This is a genomic window from Listeria immobilis (assembly GCF_014322845.1).
GTDB classification, from domain to species: Bacteria; Bacillota; Bacilli; order Lactobacillales; family Listeriaceae; genus Listeria; species Listeria immobilis.
In genome coordinates this window covers 408,669-427,496 of record NZ_JAASUA010000001.1, presented here as the reverse complement: position 1 = coordinate 427,496, position 18,828 = coordinate 408,669, and the positions used below count along the sequence as shown (strand labels likewise).

The window sequence follows — 18,828 nt, the reverse complement described above, 5'->3', positions numbered from 1 at the left end:
GGAGTTTAAATATGCCAGAAATGCCGGAAGTAGAAAATGTCCGCACCACTTTACAAGCGCTCGTTCCTGGTAAAAAAATTGATCAAGTGATTGTTCATGTTCCCAAAATGATAAAAAATATGCCACCAGATGAGTTTGTGCATATGCTTGTTGGGCAAGAAATCGAAGGAGTACGTCGTCGCGGAAAATTTTTACTTTTTGATTTAACGAATTGCACCATTTTGTCCCATTTGCGGATGGAAGGCAAGTTTAGATTAATGGATGAAAATGAAGAGGTAAGTAAGCATACGCATATTATTTTCCATTTTGAGGATCATACAGAACTGCGCTTTTTAGATGTGCGAAAATTTGGGACGATGGAAGTTACGAATAAATACGGTGAAAGTGAAACAAATTCCATTAAAAAGTTGGGACCTGAACCTCTTACACCAGCGTTTACGTTAACCGATTTTGCAGCTGGGGTGAAAAAAACTAGTCGTGCAATCAAAACAGCTTTATTAGACCAAAAATTAGTCGCAGGAATTGGTAATATATATGCGGATGAGATTTGTTTTGAAGCAAAAATTCGCCCTGAAAGACCAGCTAACTCACTTTCTAATAAAGAAATCAAGCGTATCTTTGAAGCAACCAAAAGTATAATGAAAGAAGCTGTAGCACTTGGCGGTTCGACTGTGAGAACGTATGTGAATTCGGAGGGGAAATTAGGACAGTATCAAGATAAGCTGAAAGTATACGGGAAAACGGAGGAGCCATGTGTGATTTGCGGAACTCCAATTGAAAAAATAAAGCTAAATGGGCGAGGAACACATTTTTGTCCAAATTGTCAAAAGTAGAGAGTGGGACGAATCATGGGAAAAACGATTGGTTTAACAGGAAGCGTGGCAACAGGAAAATCTACTGTAAGCAAAATGATTCAGAAGGCTGGAATTCCTGTCATAGATGCAGATATTGCGGCAAGGAAAGTAGTTGAGCCAGGAACAGCAGGGCTTAAGGAAATTATTAATTACTTTGGTGCGGATATATTGCTGGAAGATGGCACATTAAATCGGCCCAAGCTAGCAAATATTATTTTCAAAAACAAAGAAAAACGAGAAAAATTAAATGCAATCACCCATCCTCGCGTGAAAGAATATATGTTAGCGGAGCGAAAACGCTATTTTGCAGCCGGTGAACAAGTAGTATTTTTTGATATTCCACTTTTATTTGAAAGTCATTTAGAATCACTTGTTGATCAAATTGTTGTCGTTTGGGTTACACCTGAAACTGAATTAAAACGCTTAATGAGGCGAAATCATTTGACCGAGGAGGCGGCTTTAGAACGAATAAATAGCCAAATCGGGATTGATGAAAAAGCCAAAAAAGCGGACCTAGTAATTAATAACGATGAAACGCTCGAAAAAACAGAGAAACAAGTTGCGGATTTTATTGATCAAATTATTAAGAACAAATAGCCACCCTTACTTTCACATGGTATAATGAGGCATACAAATAAACAGACAGAGATGTTTTAGGGATAGGAGTGAATTTTTGTGAGATGTCCTACTTGTAAATATAATGGAACACGTGTTGTAGACTCAAGACCGGCAGATGATGGCAATTCTATCAGACGTCGACGTGAATGTGAAAAATGTGGATTTCGCTTTACTACATTTGAAAAGGTAGAGGAAAGTCCTTTAATAGTTGTAAAAAAAGATGGCGCACGAGAAGAATTTGCTCGTGAAAAAGTTCGCCGTGGTTTAATTAGAGCATGTGAAAAACGGCCAGTTAGTGCAGAACAAATCGAGGAAATTGTTAATGAGGTGGAGCGCGAACTTAGAAACATTGGTGATAGTGAAATTGCCTCTGATTTAATCGGTGAAAAAGTAATGAATAAATTGGCTAATTTGGACGAGGTTGCTTATGTCCGATTTGCTTCGGTTTATCGTCAGTTCAAAGATATTAGTGTTTTTGTAGAAGAATTAAAAGATTTGATGGAAAAAAATAAAGATAGGTGAGTGTAAATTGACGGAATTTTGGATGGAACTTCAAGCGGTAGATAGTTATCAAGTGAAGGCAAGTGGTATTTTAACCGGTGCCGACCGAAAAATAATCACCATGTTATATCAACCGCTAATGGGGGCGGAATGTTTAGCTTTATATCAAACACTGTTTACTGAAGTAGAAGAAAACAGACTTTGGTCGAAAGCGCATTCCCACGTCCAACTTTTAAATATGCTCGATATTAGTTTAAAGGCACTATTTGAGGCAAGACTAAAACTCGAAGGCTTAGGTCTTTTAAAAAGTTATGTAAAAACGGAAAATGACACGCGTTTTTACATTTATGAAATCTTACCGCCCTTATCTCCAGAAAAATTCTTTTCAGACGGATTACTAAATATTTATTTATATAGCAAAATAGGTAATGCTCAGTTTCAACGGTTGCGTCGTTTTTTCTCTGATGAAGCTATTGAAACAACTACATATAGCGAAATCACTAGATCTTTTCAAGATGTTTTTGAGCCATTTAAAGGTGGAACTATAGCAACTATCGACAAAACTAACCAAACCTTAATGGATAAAACTGAACCGAAAGAAATTGAATTTGATGATGCTAGTTTTGACTTCAATTTGTTTATAAGTTTGCTATCTCCAAGTATGATTTCACGTGATAAAATAACTAAAGAAGTGCGTCAAACAATTTTGAAATTGCACGGAATTTATCAAGTTTCTGAGAAAGACATGCCAAGTTATTTGTACCGAGCGCTGGATGCTAACGGGGACATAGATATTGTATTTTTACGCAAAATTGTTCGCGAAGGTTATTCCATTGAAAATGGCACCCCACCAAAGTTACAAATGAAACAAGAAATGCCGGATGTAGAAGAACAAAAGGAAGTGCTAAACGACGAAGAAGCACTTCAAGTGTATTTAGAAAGTATCACACCATTTCAATTGCTTGTCGATATTTCCGATGGGGCAGTGCCAGCCGAAACAGATTTACGTGTAGTTGAAGAAGTAATGAACCAACAAAATTTACCTGTTCCAGTTATGAATGTCTTAATCGAATATGTCATGCTTCGACTTGACCGGAAATTGGCCAAAAACTACATGATGACAATCGCTGCACACTGGAAACGAAAAAATGTTAAAACCGCTAAAGAAGCTATGGATTTAGCTTGGCAAGAGCATGAAAAATATAAACGACTACAAGAAGAACCAGCCACAGCTAAAAAATCAAATTACAATCGAAATTACCAAAAAACAACTAGAAAAGAAATTTTACCGGATTGGTTTGATAAAGAATCCGTCCCACCAGCTGATAACAAAATGACAGATAAAGAAAAACAAACATTGGAAGAACAAGTTCGCGAAATTAAAGAACGACTAAATAAAAGGTAGGTGAAGGACATGGATAACATCGAACGCACATTAGGGCAGCTTTTTGAAGGACGAGATTTTGAAAAAGAATATCAAGGGCTAAAGCAACAAGTACTACATTATCAGCCAATCCAAGAATTTTTCAAGGCCCATAAAGCAGAAATAGACGAACAATTGATTAATCAAAATTTATCTAATTTATATGAGTTTATGACTCAACACAAAAAATTTATGGAACAAGAAGCCACTTTAATGCCTGGTTATGCGCCGAAATTGGTTTTAAATGGAGAATTTATTACTGTCAGCTATTATCCAACAAAGGAAAAAATAGAAGAAGATAAACGTCGTGCTGTGGAGAAACGTATTCGCTCTCTTTATATGCCAAAACAAGTAGTAGATGCTAGTTTAAGTGAGTTTTATACGGATGAAGAATCTAGACAACTTGCACTTGTTGAGGCGTATCAATTTTTAAAGGATTATCTTGCTAAAGACGGAGAACGTGTCAAAGCGCTTTATATTCACGGGAGCTTTGGAACTGGAAAATCTTACTTATTGGGGGCAATTGCTAAAGAACTTGCGCTTAAAGGAGTTTCAACAACTTTAGTATATCTTCCTGAATTTATGCGAGAAGTGAAGCAGTCAATTTCTGATAATACAGTGGGTGAAAAAATTCAATTCGCTAAAGAAACAGAAGTGCTAATGCTGGATGATATTGGTGCAGAATCAATGACTGCATGGACTCGTGATGAAGTTCTTGGGGCAATTTTACAGTTCCGAATGCAAGAAGAATTACCAACTTTTTTCTCATCCAATTACAATATGGATCAATTAGAAAATCATTTAATGTTCGCCCAAAATGGAAACGAAGAAAAACTTAAAGCACGTCGAATTATGGAACGTGTGCGCTATTTATCCAAAGAAGTACAGCTAGAAGGAAAAAATCGCCGTTTCTAAAAAAGCACTTGCAAATTAGCGTAATCAGGATTATAATTTGTAGTAATATAAAACAAAGTGATGAAAAGGACAACCAATTTAACGGAAAATTCTAGAGAGGAAGGGCTAGCTGGAAACCTTCTATTCGAACTTAAATTTGGACCACCTTGGAACTTCTATTAGGAACGTTTTTTACTAGTAATAATAGACGGATCGCTCCGTTATAAGCGACAAGAGTGAAATAGCTATTGCTGGTTATTTCTGAATCTTGGGTGGAACCACGAGCATAAACTCGTCCCTTGACAACAGGAGGGATGGGTTTTTTATTTTGCCCTCCTAACCATATTTTAAAAAGAAAAGGAGAGATTATTATGAAAATCACATTTCCAGATGGTGCAGTAAAAGAATTTGAGCCTGGCGTATCTACAGCCGATATTGCCGCTTCCATTAGTCCAGGGTTAAAAAAGAAAGCACTCGCAGGTAAATTAAACGGAGAATTACTTGATTTAGTAACTCCAATTCACGAAGATGGAGCAATTGAAATCGTAACACCAGATCACGAGGATGCGCTTGGTATATTGCGCCATAGTACAGCTCATTTAATGGCACAGGCGCTTAAACGACTTTATCCAGATGTGAAATTTGGTGTAGGCCCAGCAATTGATACTGGTTTTTACTATGATATTGATACAGAAGCAGTGATAAGCGATGAATCTTTAGCAGAAATTGAAAAAGAAATGCAAAAAATTGTTCGAGAAAATGTGCCAATTGAACGTGAAGTGGTTTCTCGTGAAGAAGCAATCAAACGTTTTAAAGCAATTGGTGATGAATATAAATTAGAACTTATTGAAGCAATACCGGAAGATGAAACAGTGACTATTTATACACAAGGAGAGTTTTTTGACCTTTGTCGTGGGGTTCATGTTCCTTCCACTGGTAAAATCCAAGTATTTAAACTATTAAGCGTGGCTGGGGCATACTGGCGTGGAGATAGTAATAATAAAATGTTACAACGTATTTACGGAACAGCATTCTTTGATAAAAATGGCTTAAAAGAATTTATCCAGATGCAAAAAGAAGCCAAAGAACGTGATCATCGTAAACTGGGTAAGGAGCTAGAATTATTTACTAATAGCATTGAAGTTGGTCAAGGTTTACCACTTTGGTTACCAAAAGGTGCAACTATTCGTCGTGTTATTGAACGATATATTGTGGATAAAGAAGAACGTCTTGGTTACAATCATGTTTATACTCCAATTATGGCCAATGTCGAACTATACAAAACTAGCGGACACTGGGATCATTATCATGAAGATATGTTCCCAACTATGAAAATGGATAATGAAGAACTTGTTTTACGTCCAATGAATTGCCCGCATCACATGATGATTTATAAAAATGATATTCATAGTTATCGTGAGTTGCCTATCCGTATTGCTGAACTTGGGATGATGCACCGCTACGAAATGAGTGGCGCTTTATCAGGACTTCAGCGTGTTCGTGGTATGACACTCAATGATGCACATGTGTTTGTTCGTCCAGATCAAATTAAAGATGAATTTAAACGAGTTGTTGAGTTAATTCTTGAAGTGTATAAAGACTTTGACATTACAGATTATTCCTTCCGTTTAAGCTATCGTGATCCTAAAAATACAGAAAAATATTTTGATGATGACGCTATGTGGGAAAAGGCGCAAACAATGCTTAAATCAGCTATGGACGAAATGGAAATGGATTACTTTGAAGCAGATGGAGAAGCAGCTTTTTATGGTCCTAAACTAGATGTTCAAGTAAAAACTGCCATTGGAAAAGAAGAAACACTTTCGACAGTTCAACTAGACTTCTTACTTCCAGAGCGTTTTGACTTAACTTACATTGGTGAAGATGGCGAAAAACATCGTCCAGTTGTCATTCATCGTGGTGTCGTATCTACTATGGAACGGTTTGTTGCTTATTTAATTGAAGAATATAAAGGCGCTTTCCCAACATGGCTCGCTCCTGTTCAAATGGAACTTATCCCAGTTAATGCTGATGCTCATTTAGAATATGCAAAAGGAGTACAAGATAAATTACAACGTGCAGGACTTCGTGCGGAAATAGATGACCGTAATGAAAAATTAGGCTACAAAATCCGCGAAGCACAGACAAAGAAAATCCCTTATGCATTAGTACTTGGTGATCAAGAAGCAGAATCTGGTACTGTAAATGTTCGTAGGTACGGTTCAAAAGAATCAGAAACAATAGAATTAGATACTTTCATTGCCCAAGTAATAGCAGAAGTAAGTAAATATTAATGTTAAAATACTGTTCCGAAATGGGGCAGTATTTTTACTTGGTGCTTTTTTCCTCTTTTTCCGTTATACTAGTAAAAGATAATGAATAGAACAGGATGGAAAATAATGGATGTAAATAATGTAGAATTAATTATAAGTGCCGTTCGACCAGAGCAATACCCAGAAACAGACATCCCGGAATATGCCCTTGCAGGTAGATCTAATGTCGGAAAATCATCATTTATTAATACGATGATTCGCCGTAAAAGTATGGCAAGAATTTCACAAAAACCCGGCAAAACACAAACGCTAAATTTTTATAAAATTGAAGAAGCGCTTTTCTTTGTAGATGTACCTGGCTACGGTTTTGCAAAAGTTTCAAAAACCGAGCGTGAAAAATGGGGCGTCATGATTGAAACGTATATTACATCTCGGGAGCAGTTGCGTGGCGTTATTCAAATTGTTGATTTACGACACAAGCCAACAGAAGATGATCGAATGATGTATGAATTTCTAAAGTATTATGAAATTCCAGTAATTGTCGTAGCTACCAAAGCTGACAAAATTCCACGTAGCAAATGGCACAAAAATGCCAAAATTGTTCGTGAAACACTTGATTTTGATCCGGATGACAAATTTGTGCTATTTTCCTCAGAAACAAAAATGGGAAAGGACGAAGCATGGCAGTATATCAAAGAAGGAATGGAATAATAGGAAGAGTTGGAATAAAAAATCCAGCTCTTTTTTCCATTCAAATGCACAAACGGACTATTTGGTGTACAAATAGAAAAGTGGTAGAATAGTTAAGAGTTCAATTTAATTTTAGGAGGATTATCGAATGTTTATTCTCACCATGGGGCTGAATCATCATACAGCACCAATCGACATCCGCGAAAAATTAGTTTTTAAAGAAACTGAAGAAGAAATGGCGCTAGTAACATTGCTACAGGAAAAAAGCATTCTTGAAAATGTTATTATTTCGACGTGCAATCGAACAGAAATTGTGGCGGTTGTGGATCAATTACATACAGGTAGATATTATTTAAAACGCTTTATGGCAAACTGGTTTCAAATGGATATGGAAAAACTCGAGCCATATTTATTTTTTTATGAAGAAAACGTTGCTGTAAATCACTTATATAACGTAACAGCAGGACTTGATTCACTTGTTTTAGGAGAAACACAAATTCTCGGTCAAGTAAAACATGCCTTTGAAGTTGCAAAAAATACGCAAACAACAGGAACCCTTTTAAATAAACTTTTCCGTGAAGTCGTAACTTTTGCTAAAAAAGTACATCATTTTACTAAAATTAATGAAAATGCAGTTTCTGTCAGCTATGCGGCTGTGGAAGTTGCAAAAAAACTATATGGTACTTTAGAAAATAAAAAAATCGTCCTTATAGGTGCCGGAGAAATGAGCGAATTAGCACTTCAAAACCTTGCAGGAAGTGGTATTCAAGACATTACAGTAATTAATCGAACAAAAACAAAAGGAGAAACTCTCGCTAATCAATTTCAAGCAAAAGTAGGAAGATACGAAGAGCTGAACAAACATTTACTTTTAGCAGATATCGTCCTTGTATCAACAAGTGCTCAAGAACCAATCATTAAACGTATGGACATGCAATTGCTAATGGAACGAAAAACTGGTTCAATGCTCGTTATTGATATTGGTCTACCTAGAAATGTTGAACATGATTGTTCAGCTATTCCCAATTTTCATTTGTATGATATTGATGACTTAGCAGGGGTGGTTACTGCCAATTCCACCAAACGTCAAAGAATTGTATCAGAACTAGAAGAAACCATTCATGCAGAGGTACAAACCTTTTTTGAATGGGAAAAACAACTTGGAGTAGTTCCTGTAATCCGCGAACTAAGAGAAAAGGCGTTAGATATGCAAGAAGTGACAATGGCCAGTCTCGAAAATAAGCTACCAGGTTTAACAGAAAGAGAATACGTACAAATTGGTAAACATATGAAAAGTATTATTAATCAAATGTTAAAACAACCAATCTCAGAGTTAAAAGAAATGTCTGTAGAAGCCGACGCCGACGCAAGCATTGATCACTTCAAGCGTATCTTTGGCTTAACAGGTGAAACAAAAACACTAGAAAAAGAACAAGCTGAAACGAGGAGTAAGGCATGAAACGTAAAATAATTGTTGGTTCCAGACGTAGCAAATTAGCATTGACGCAATCAGGTTGGGTCATAACGAAACTAAAAGAAAACTATCCAGAGTTTGATTTTGAAATAAAAGAAATCGTAACAAAAGGAGACCGCATTTTAGATGTGACGCTTAGCAAAGTCGGTGGAAAAGGATTATTTGTATCCGAAGTTGAACAAGCATTGAGTGATGGAGCAATTGATTTTGCTGTCCATAGTATGAAAGATGTGCCCTCTAGCTTAAAAGAAGGTCTTACTATAGGTGCAATACCAAAACGTGAATCTCCACTTGATTGTTTTGTTTTTAATCGCGTAGAAACATGGAAAGACTTACCAACTGGCGCCGTTATTGGTACAAGTAGCTTAAGACGTGCAGCACAAATACTTAGGCATCGTCCGGATTTTGTTATAAAACCAATTCGTGGCAACATTGATACACGACTCCAAAAATTACACGATGAAAATTTTGATGCAATTATTTTAGCAAAAGCTGGATTAGCACGGATGGGCTGGCTAGAAAATACTACATTAAAATTAGAAGATATCTCTCCAGACATTTGTTTACCGGCAGTTGGTCAAGGAGCACTTGCAATTGAATGCCGAAGAAATGACCAACAAATTTGTGACATGCTAGCATCAATTCACCATGAAGAAACAGGTATTTGTGTGGAGGCTGAACGTGTTTTCTTAAAAGAATTAAATGGTGGTTGTGAGATTCCGATTGCTGGTTTTGCAACAAATAAAGGTGATGTAGTCCATTTTAAAGGTTTGGTTGGTAACGTTGATGGTTCTAGGATTCTTTCATCTGAACAATCAGGCGAAAATCCAGTAACAGTTGGTAATCAGGTGGCGAAAGTGCTACTAAGTGAAGGTGCGGCAACGATTATCAAAGAGTTGAGAAATTCATGATTAAAAAAATTGTTTTAACAAGAGAAGAAACTAAAAATAAACAATGGCAGGAATATTTTATTCAAAATGGCTTTGAAGTATATCAAATTCCTTTGATTGAAACAAGACCGAAAAAAGTAGTATTCACATCTAAACAACTAGATGCAGAATGGTTATTTTTTACAAGCGTAAATGCGGTTGAATATTTTTTTGAGCAGCAACCTCTAAATTATACTTATAAATATGCAGTGATAGGGGAAAAAACAAAAGAGAAGTTAGCAGAATACGGTATTTCACCAAATTTTATTCCTACACAATATCAAACAGAGGTTTTTCTTTCTGAATGGTTAAATCAATATCCAGAAAAAACGAGTATTTTGCTTCCTAAAAGTAATTTAAGTAGAACTATAATGGAAGATACGCTCATTACAAAAGGGCACAGTGTATTTCCAGTCGAACTTTATGAAACTACTGCACCAGCTAAATCTGAATCAGCTCTAATAACTCTTTTGAGGGGAAATGAAAAACAAATTATCATTTTCGCTAGCCCGTCTGCCTGGAAGAATTTTTATGCTGTTGCGAAAAAGTTTCCAAACCAAAAAGAAAACTGGCGAATTGCTTCCATCGGAAATATAACCACAAAAGCAATTGTTGCGGATGGATGGAAAGTGACTTATCAAGCCGAAAATTTCACTATGAAACACTTAGTTGATTTGATAATACAGGAGGAGTACAAATGAACAATCAATTTGATAGACATCGCCGTTTAAGAAAAACAAGTGCGATGCGAGACCTAGTTAGAGAAACAATCTTACATACTGATGATTTGATTTATCCTATTTTCGTAAAAGATGGGAAAGAGCCAAAAACAGAAGTTGTATCAATGCCCGGAGTTTTTCAATTTCCATTACACGAACTAGAAGCAGAAATTCAGGCTGTTCAAGATATGGGAATTAAAGCCGTTATTTTATTTGGTATTCCAGCTGAAAAAGATGCAGTTGGTTCGCAAGCTTATCATGATCATGGCATCATCCAAGAAGCGACACGCTTAATCAAAACGAACTTTCCAGAGATGCTTGTAATTGCGGATACTTGTTTATGTGAATTCACAGATCATGGACATTGTGGAGTAATTCAAGAAGGGGAAATTTTAAACGATGAATCACTTGTATTGTTACAAAAAACGGCCATAAGTCAGGCTGCCGCAGGAGCAGATATTATTGCTCCTTCTAATATGATGGATGGTTTTGTACAAGTTATTCGGGAAGGACTTGATGAAGCAGGTTTTCAAGATATTCCAATCATGTCCTATGCTGTTAAATATGCCTCTGCCTTTTATGGGCCGTTTCGTGATGCAGCTGGGAGCGCACCACAATTTGGTGATAGAAAATCTTATCAAATGGATCCAGCTAACAGAGAAGAGGCAATTCGTGAAGCAGTTTCTGATGAACAGGAAGGTGCTGACTTTTTAATTGTAAAACCATCTTTATCTTATTTGGATATTATGCGAGATGTTAAAAACAATACCCATTTACCCATTGTTGCCTATAATGTAAGTGGCGAGTATGCTATGGTAAAAGCTGCTGCGCAAAATGGTTGGATAGATGAAGAAAGAATTGTTTTAGAAATGTTAACAAGTATGAAACGTGCTGGGGCATCGCTTATCATTACTTATTTTGCTAAAGATGTATCCAAATACTTAAATAAATAGGAGGCCACTAATTTGCGAAATTATTCAAAATCCGAAAAAGCTTTTAAGGAAGCAAAAAAAGTTTTACCAGGAGGAGTAAATAGCCCAGTTCGTGCATTCCATTCAGTTGATGCTTCACCAATTTTTATGGATCATGGAAAAGGTGCTTATATTTCAGATATTGATGGAAATGATTATATTGATTATGTTTTATCTTGGGGTCCACTAATTCTAGGCCATGCAAACCCTGCTGTTGTTAGTGCAATTACATCAGCTGCGATGAAAGGAACTAGCTTTGGGACACCAACTGAAATAGAAACAGAGCTTGCTAAACTAGTTATTGAACGTGTGCCGTCAATTGAAATTGTTCGAATGGTCTCATCTGGTACAGAAGCAACCATGAGCGCTATTCGATTAGCTCGTGGTTATACTAAAAGAGACAAAATTTTAAAATTTGAAGGTAGTTATCATGGACATGGAGATTCTTTATTAATTAAAGCCGGTTCAGGTGTTGCAACTCTTGGATTACCAGATTCTCCAGGCGTAACCAAAGGACTTGCTTCAGACACTATTACTGTTCCATATAATGATATAGAAGGTGCAAGATTAGCCTTTGAAAAATTTGGCGAAGAAATTGCAGCTGTCATTGTAGAACCTGTTGCTGGTAATATGGGAGTCGTTCCTCCTGTGGAAGGTTTTTTAGAAGGATTACGAGAACTAACTACAAAATATGGTTCACTACTTATTTTTGATGAAGTAATGACAGGATTTCGAGTAGACTACTATTCTGCACAAGGATATTATGTTGTCACACCGGATATTACTTGTTTAGGAAAAGTAATTGGTGGAGGTCTTCCTGTTGGAGCATACGGTGGTAAAAAAGAAATTATGGAACAAATTGCTCCAGCCGGTTCTATTTACCAAGCGGGGACATTATCCGGAAATCCATTAGCAATGAACGCGGGATTCGAAACGGTGAGACAATTGACACCGCAACATTATGATTACTTCCGTGAATTAATTAAACGGATGGAAGATGGTTTAAAAGAAATTTCTTCAAGAAGAGAGATTCCATTAGCAATTAATAAAGCAGGTTCGATGTTTGGATTTTTCTTTACAGACCAAAAAGTTACTAATTTTGATACAGCTAAAACAAGCGATTTAGAATTTTTCAGAAATTATTATCGCGAAATGCTTGGACAAGGAATCTTTTTGCCTCCGTCTCAATTCGAAGGTGTATTTATTTCTACAATGCATACTAAAAAAGAAATTGATTTAACATTAGAAGCTTTTGATTATACTTGTAAGAAACTCCGCGCTAATTGACGAAACTAGGAAGATTTGTTAAAATTATTTTTAGTAAATAAAACTAAATGCGATGAAGAGGAAGAGTAAGGTATTTATTTTTCAAAGAGAGAAAGCGGTTGGTGTGAGCTTTCAAAAATAGTATCTGAAGGTAGCCTTGGAGCAGTTTTCCTGAAAGAGTAGTAGGGAACAACCGGTAGATAATCTCTATCGTTAACACAATGAAGTGCCTACATTTTTCTGTAGGTAAAAAGGTGGTACCGCGAATAATACTCTTTTCGTCCTTTTATTAGGATGAAGGGAGTTTTTTATTTTGCTTAAATAGGGAGGAATCGTTATGACAGAACAAAATGAAATAAATATGCCAACTAAATATGAGCCAAGTAATGTAGAAGCTGGTAAATATAAATGGTGGATTGAAAAAGAATTTTTTAAAGCAGAAGGAAATACTGAAAAGAAACCATATAGTGTTGTTATTCCACCACCCAATGTAACAGGAAAACTCCACTTAGGGCATGCTTGGGACACAACACTTCAAGATATTATTACACGAATGAAACGAATGCAAGGCTTCGATACTTTATATCTACCCGGAATGGACCATGCAGGTATCGCTACTCAAGCAAAAGTTGAAGCAAAATTAAAGGAAGAAAATATTTCTCGCTATGATTTAGGCCGCGAAAATTTTATCGATAAAACTTGGGAGTGGAAAGAAGAATATGCTGCTTTCATCCGAGAACAATGGGAAAAACTTGGCCTTGGCTTAGATTATTCAAGAGAACGATTTACATTAGATGACGGTTTATCCGAAGCAGTAAAAAAAGTATTTGTGAAATTATATAATAAAGGTCTTATTTACCGTGGACAATATATTATAAATTGGGATCCAGAAGCAAAAACTGCACTTTCTGACATCGAAGTTATTCATAAAGATATTGAAGGAAGTTTTTATCATTTGAAATATCCACTTACAGATGGTTCAGGTTATTTAGAAGTTGCTACAACACGACCAGAAACTATTCCTGGTGATACTGCAGTTGCTGTACATCCAAGAGATGAGAGATACCAACATTTAATTGGTAAAACAATCATGCTACCTGTTATGAATAGAGAAATTCCAATAGTAGCTGATGAATATGTTGAAAGAGAATTTGGTTCTGGTGCTGTTAAAATTACACCCGCTCATGATCCAAATGATTTTGAAGTTGGAAACCGACACGATTTGCCACGTATCATAGTAATGCATGAAGATGGAACAATGAACGAAAATGCTGGGAAATATGATGGATTAGACAGATTTGTAGCTCGAAAAGCAATTATCCAAGATTTTAAAGATTTAGGATTGTTCATTAAGCAAGAGCCTCATCTTCATTCTGTTGGTCATTCTGAAAGAACAGGTGCAGTTGTAGAACCTTATTTATCCTTACAATGGTTTGTTAAAATGGAGCCACTTGCTTCTGAAGCTCTTGCACTCCAAAAAACAGAAGATAAGGTGAATTTTGTGCCTGCAAGATTTGAAAAAACCTATGAAACTTGGATGGATAACATTCATGATTGGTGCATTTCACGTCAATTGTGGTGGGGACATAGAATTCCAGCGTGGTATCATAAAGAAACAGGTGAAATATATGTTGGTGAAAAAGCACCAGAAAATATTTCAGAATGGGAACAAGATGAAGATGTGTTAGATACTTGGTTTAGCTCAGCGTTATGGCCATTTTCTACTATGGGCTGGCCTGATACAGAAAATCCAGATTATAAACACTTTTTCCCAACAAATACATTAGTAACAGGTTATGATATCATCTTTTTCTGGGTTTCTAGAATGATTTTCCAATCAGTTGAATTCACCGGAGAGAGACCATTCCAAGATACATTAATCCATGGGCTAGTACGTGATTCAGAAGGACGGAAAATGTCTAAATCACTTGGCAACGGAGTAGATCCAATTGAAGTTATTGATAAATATGGTGCAGATTCACTAAGATATACACTTGCAACAGGTTCTTCTCCAGGGCAAGATTTGAAATTCAGTTTTGAAAAGGTAGAATCCACTTGGAACTTCATTAACAAAATTTGGAATGCATCTCGTTTTGTATTAATGAACCTAAATGATATGAAATATAGCGAGATTGATTTAACTAACGTTACAGAGGTTAGTGACAAATGGATTTTGACAAGACTTAATGAAACTATCCAGTCTGTTACTGCTTTAGGTGAAAAATATGAATTTGGTGAAGTAGGTAGAACATTGTATAACTTCATTTGGGATGACTTTTGTGATTGGTATATCGAAATTGCTAAAATTTCTTTATACGGTGAAGATGAAGTTGCTAAACAAACCACTCGTTCTGTGCTAGCCTATTCTTTAAATGTAACAATGCAACTATTACACCCATTCATGCCATTTGTAACGGAAGAAATCTGGCAAAACTTACCACATGAAGGGGAGTCCATCACTATTTCTGCATGGCCAAAAGTAAATGAGAGTCAGATAGATTCAAAAGCGTCTACATCTATGCAAATGCTTGTTGAAGTGATTCGTGCAGTGCGAAATATTCGTGCAGAAGTGAATACACCACTTAGTAAGAAAATTGTGTTAGAAATGAAACCTAAAAACGACATGTATAAAGAAATTCTTGAACAAAATATTTCATATATTGAACGTTTTTGTAATCCAGAACAAGTGACGATTTCGTTTGATATTACACCTTCGAAAACTGCGATGACAGCAGTCGTTTCAGGAGCAGAAATATTTATTCCGCTTGAGGCATTAATTGATCTAGAAGTAGAAATTGCTCGACTTCAAAAAGAACTGGAAAAATGGGACAAAGAAGTGAAACGAGTACAAGGAAAACTTAATAATGAGCGATTTATTAGTAAAGCTCCTGAAAGCGTAGTTGCTGAAGAACGTATGAAGGAAAAAGACTATCTTGAGAAAAAAGCATCTGTACTTGAACGAATTGAAACTCTAAAAGAAGTATAATAATTGAAGGGACCTTATCATAAAACCGTATGGTAAGGTCTTTTTTTAAGGTGGTTAACTAAAATGATATTAAAGACATATGAAGAAGCATTAGAATGGATTCATGGTACGCTTCGTTTAGGCATTAAACCGGGTCTTTCACGAATGGATTATATAATGGAAAAATTAAACCATCCTGAAAAAGCCAACAAATGGATACATATAGCAGGTACAAATGGAAAAGGTTCAACACTGACTTTCATTAGAAATTGTTTAGAAGAAGCGGGATATAAAACAGGAACATTTACATCACCTTATATAGAAGTTTTTAATGAAAGAATTAGTATAAATGGTGTTCCAATTAGTGATGACATGATTGTAGATTTAGCAAATAGAATTAAACCAATCGCTGAAGAATTAGAAAAAACAACTTATGGTCCCCCTTCAGAATTTGAGATAATTACATCCATGATGTTTTTATGTTTTGCAGAGTATGAAAAGATTGATATTGGAATCATTGAAGTTGGCCTTGGTGGTAGATTAGACTCAACTAACATTCTGAATCCATTAGTTTCTGTAATTACAACTATTGGAATGGATCATATGGAATTTCTTGGTGATAGTATAGGTCAAATTGCTAGTGAAAAAGCAGGTATAATAAAACCAGGTATTCCAGTTGTATCTGGAGCTAGTCAGTTTGAAGCTCAAAAAACAATAGAAGAAATTGCTTTGAAAAATAAAGCTAGCGTAGCACAATTAAATAAAGATTTCTTTATGAAACAAAAAGAAGGAACAGCTGTATATAAAACATTGCATGGTGATAAAATGGAGAATCTTACTATAGGTCTTCAAGGACTTCATCAATTTGATAATGCTGCATTAGCAGTCAAAGTAATTCAATATTTAAATACATTTGCAGAGTTTTCTATTGATGAAAAAGCAGTGAAACGTGGTTTAAGAAATGCTTTTTGGCCAGGGAGGATGGAGCAAATTTCATTCGAACCATTCGTTATGCTTGATGGAGCGCACAATCCAGAAGGTATGATGACACTTATTCGGTCCATAAAAAATTTTTCTGGGCATAAGAAAGTAATTGTTAGTATATTGGCAGACAAAAATTATCAAGAAATGATCCATTCTTTAAAAAACATACCTGATTGCGAGATATTGTTAACAACTTTTTCTTATCCTAGAGCAATGACAAAAGAACAAGTTACGCAGATTGGAAAAGAAGAGAATGTTTCTGTGAATAGCAACTGGCAACAGGAGTTAACATCAATAATTAATTCCAACACTGATACTAAATTTTTTATTACTGGGTCGCTTTATTTTATAGCGGAAGTACGAAAATATTTACTAAATAATCTATAAGATGTGCTTTAGAATAAAACGAGTATACTTTGGAAAAATAAAATGTGCAAATAGCTAAAAAAGTATTTTCATAGATTCAAAACCGGTGAAAACATCCATTTTCTTTAATTGAAAATGGGTGTTTTCTTTTTTTTAAATGCTTAAAAATATCATTTTCCATATGTGCAAAAATATTTCATTCCTGTTACTCTTTTCTTATCAACTAGGAGGTGGCAGATGATTTATTTCTTGCTTATTGTTTATAGCGCTATTTTTATTTCTTTTATCCAAGTTGCAGCGGAATGTATACCAATTAATAGACCTTTTTTATTTCGCTTTTCTGAATGTAATAATTGCAAAAAAAACTTACCATTTCATCAAATAATACCAATTTATTCATTTTTGTTTTTGAAAGGGGTATCCAGTTGCTGTAAAACCGCAATTCCTTTCAGCTATTTTTTGTTGGAAGTACTTACACCAATTTATATACTGGTTCTATATCATGAATTCTCCTTTTCTTATTATTTTTTTATTTGTGGAATTTGCTACTACTTTTTAGCCTTTTTCTTTATAACAGATATTTTGTACATGTATGTTCCTAACGCTATAATCATTTTGTTTAGTGTAATTATATTGTTTATATATTTTTTATTTCAGCAGCCACTATTTGTCTTAACTCGTTCTATTTTAATGAGTACTATTTTTTATTTACTATTCTTCTTCGTTTTTCGAAAAGGGATTGGATTAGGGGATATTAAATTATTTATTATTTTAAGTTCATTTTTAGGTTTTAAAATGGGTTACTATATATTCTTTTTGGCTATTTTAGCTGGAACAATTATTTTATTAATTGCAGTTGCTCTTAAGAAAATCAAGAAAAATAAACAAGTTCCGTTCGTTCCATATATATTTATATCTTTTATCATAGTTAGTATATTGATGAAATAAGGAGGGGATTTAATGTTAACCAGCGAACTTTTAGGAAACGAGAGACCACGAGAAAAGTTGCAAAATTATGGAATAGAGGCGTTATCTACTTCAGAATTAGTTGCTATTATCATTGAAACAGGTACGAAAACGGAGTCGGTGTTAACAATAGCTAATCGGATTTTAATGAAATTCAAACATGTAGCTGAAATGCAATATGCTTCGTTGGAAGAATTTCAACTAACCAATGGAATTGGGATTGCGAAAGCTTCTAAAATTATGGCCGCAGTGGAATTAGGCAAGCGGATTAGTCTTGTAACCGAGCGTGAAGAAATTATAATAAGATGTCCAGATGATGCCGCAAAATTAGTTATGCCTGAGTTAGCATTTCTTTTCCAAGAACATTTTCACTGTATGTTTCTAAATACTAAAAATCAGGTGCTATTTAGACAAACAATTTTCGTTGGTGGACTGAATGCTTCTATTGTTCACCCTAGAGAAGTGTTTAGATTGGCACTAAGAAAATCTGCTGCATCTATTATGTGTTTTCATAACCATCCTTCAGGTGATCCAACTCCGTCAAGTGAAGATTTACTTGTAACTAAAAGACTGGTAGAAGCTGGTAATATTATCGGAATCACACTACTAGACCATATTATTATTGGGAAAAATAAATATATAAGTTTAAAGGAGAAAGGCTATTTCTAAAAAATACAACTAGTCACAAAATATTCACAGATATTTTTTTAGTCTATGATTAAGTTATTAGTTAGAAGTTATTGGAATAGCTTATTTGTCGGAAAGCTGTCCTATATAATAGTTATGTCTTTTAAGTTATAGCGAGTAAGTTTATGTTTCAATATATCTTTGTATTGACAAATATTGTTTCATTTCACACGTTATAGCAATAAAATACAGAACTATTACATGATTTTTAAAGAAAAGTTAAAATTTTTTCCTTCTAATGAAAAATT

At 35.1% G+C, this 18,828-nt stretch carries 16 protein-coding genes and 2 other annotated features; all 16 genes read left to right on the top strand.

From position 1 onward, the window contains the following. Positions 1–11 precede the first annotated feature (11 nt). The 16 genes from mutM to radC all read left to right on the top strand — a co-directional run bounded on the left by mutM (position 12) and on the right by radC (position 18,562). On the top strand, positions 12–833 hold the full coding sequence (gene mutM / locus HCJ45_RS02250) for a DNA-formamidopyrimidine glycosylase (RefSeq protein ID WP_187123900.1): 822 nt from the start codon (positions 12–14) through the stop codon (positions 831–833). Positions 834–848: 15 nt separating this feature from the next. Then, the gene (gene coaE, locus HCJ45_RS02245) at positions 849–1,451 is read left to right on the top strand and encodes a dephospho-CoA kinase (protein WP_185347389.1); all 603 of its coding nucleotides are present in this window, start codon (positions 849–851) and stop codon (positions 1,449–1,451) included. A gap of 78 nt (positions 1,452–1,529) precedes the next feature. Next, complete coding sequence (gene nrdR / locus HCJ45_RS02240) at positions 1,530–1,994, top strand: transcriptional regulator NrdR (protein ID WP_003719855.1); 465 nt, start codon at positions 1,530–1,532, stop codon at positions 1,992–1,994. Positions 1,995–2,001: 7 nt separating this feature from the next. Beyond that, positions 2,002–3,378 carry a replication initiation and membrane attachment family protein gene (locus tag HCJ45_RS02235; protein WP_187123899.1) on the top strand — a complete coding sequence of 459 codons (1,377 nt, stop codon included), beginning with the start codon at positions 2,002–2,004 and terminating at the stop codon, positions 3,376–3,378. A gap of 9 nt (positions 3,379–3,387) precedes the next feature. Beyond that, positions 3,388–4,311 (top strand): primosomal protein DnaI, encoded by a 924-nt coding sequence (dnaI, locus tag HCJ45_RS02230; RefSeq protein WP_185347393.1) that lies wholly within the window; start codon positions 3,388–3,390, stop codon positions 4,309–4,311. A gap of 51 nt (positions 4,312–4,362) precedes the next feature. Then, positions 4,363–4,593: a binding site (T-box leader), on the top strand. A 68-nt stretch (positions 4,594–4,661) separates the two neighbouring features. Then, positions 4,662–6,584 carry a threonine--tRNA ligase gene (gene thrS / locus HCJ45_RS02225; RefSeq protein ID WP_187123898.1) on the top strand — a complete coding sequence of 641 codons (1,923 nt, stop codon included), beginning with the start codon at positions 4,662–4,664 and terminating at the stop codon, positions 6,582–6,584. 105 nt (positions 6,585–6,689) lie between these two features. Next, positions 6,690–7,274, top strand: a complete 585-nt coding sequence (gene yihA / locus HCJ45_RS02220) for a ribosome biogenesis GTP-binding protein YihA/YsxC (RefSeq protein ID WP_003719852.1) — start codon at positions 6,690–6,692, stop codon at positions 7,272–7,274. A 127-nt stretch (positions 7,275–7,401) separates the two neighbouring features. Then, positions 7,402–8,712 (top strand): glutamyl-tRNA reductase, encoded by a 1,311-nt coding sequence (hemA, locus tag HCJ45_RS02215; RefSeq protein WP_187123897.1) that lies wholly within the window; start codon positions 7,402–7,404, stop codon positions 8,710–8,712. Next, entirely contained in the window at positions 8,709–9,638 is a 930-nt protein-coding gene (gene hemC / locus HCJ45_RS02210; RefSeq protein ID WP_187123896.1) for a hydroxymethylbilane synthase, read from the top strand. Before hemA ends, hemC begins: the two co-directional genes overlap by 4 nt. Further along, positions 9,635–10,357, top strand: a complete 723-nt coding sequence (locus tag HCJ45_RS02205) for a uroporphyrinogen-III synthase (RefSeq protein WP_187123895.1) — start codon at positions 9,635–9,637, stop codon at positions 10,355–10,357. The genes hemC and HCJ45_RS02205 overlap by 4 nt, the downstream gene beginning before the upstream one ends. Continuing rightward, positions 10,354–11,328, top strand: a complete 975-nt coding sequence (gene hemB, locus HCJ45_RS02200; protein ID WP_187123894.1) for a porphobilinogen synthase — start codon at positions 10,354–10,356, stop codon at positions 11,326–11,328. Before HCJ45_RS02205 ends, hemB begins: the two co-directional genes overlap by 4 nt. Positions 11,329–11,340: 12 nt before the next feature. Further along, positions 11,341–12,633, top strand: coding sequence for a glutamate-1-semialdehyde 2,1-aminomutase (gene hemL, locus HCJ45_RS02195; protein ID WP_187123893.1), 1,293 nt, complete (start codon positions 11,341–11,343; stop codon positions 12,631–12,633). A 43-nt stretch (positions 12,634–12,676) separates the two neighbouring features. Further along, positions 12,677–12,901, top strand: a binding site (T-box leader). 48 nt (positions 12,902–12,949) lie between these two features. Beyond that, positions 12,950–15,598 (top strand): valine--tRNA ligase, encoded by a 2,649-nt coding sequence (locus HCJ45_RS02190; protein ID WP_187123892.1) that lies wholly within the window; start codon positions 12,950–12,952, stop codon positions 15,596–15,598. Positions 15,599–15,661: 63 nt separating this feature from the next. Next, complete coding sequence (locus HCJ45_RS02185; RefSeq protein WP_187123891.1) at positions 15,662–16,948, top strand: bifunctional folylpolyglutamate synthase/dihydrofolate synthase; 1,287 nt, start codon at positions 15,662–15,664, stop codon at positions 16,946–16,948. A gap of 216 nt (positions 16,949–17,164) precedes the next feature. After that, complete coding sequence (locus tag HCJ45_RS02180; protein WP_187123890.1) at positions 17,165–17,875, top strand: prepilin peptidase; 711 nt, start codon at positions 17,165–17,167, stop codon at positions 17,873–17,875. Positions 17,876–17,887: 12 nt separating this feature from the next. Further along, positions 17,888–18,562 (top strand): RadC family protein, encoded by a 675-nt coding sequence (radC, locus tag HCJ45_RS02175; protein ID WP_187123889.1) that lies wholly within the window; start codon positions 17,888–17,890, stop codon positions 18,560–18,562. The last annotated feature ends 266 nt before the right edge of the window (positions 18,563–18,828 follow it).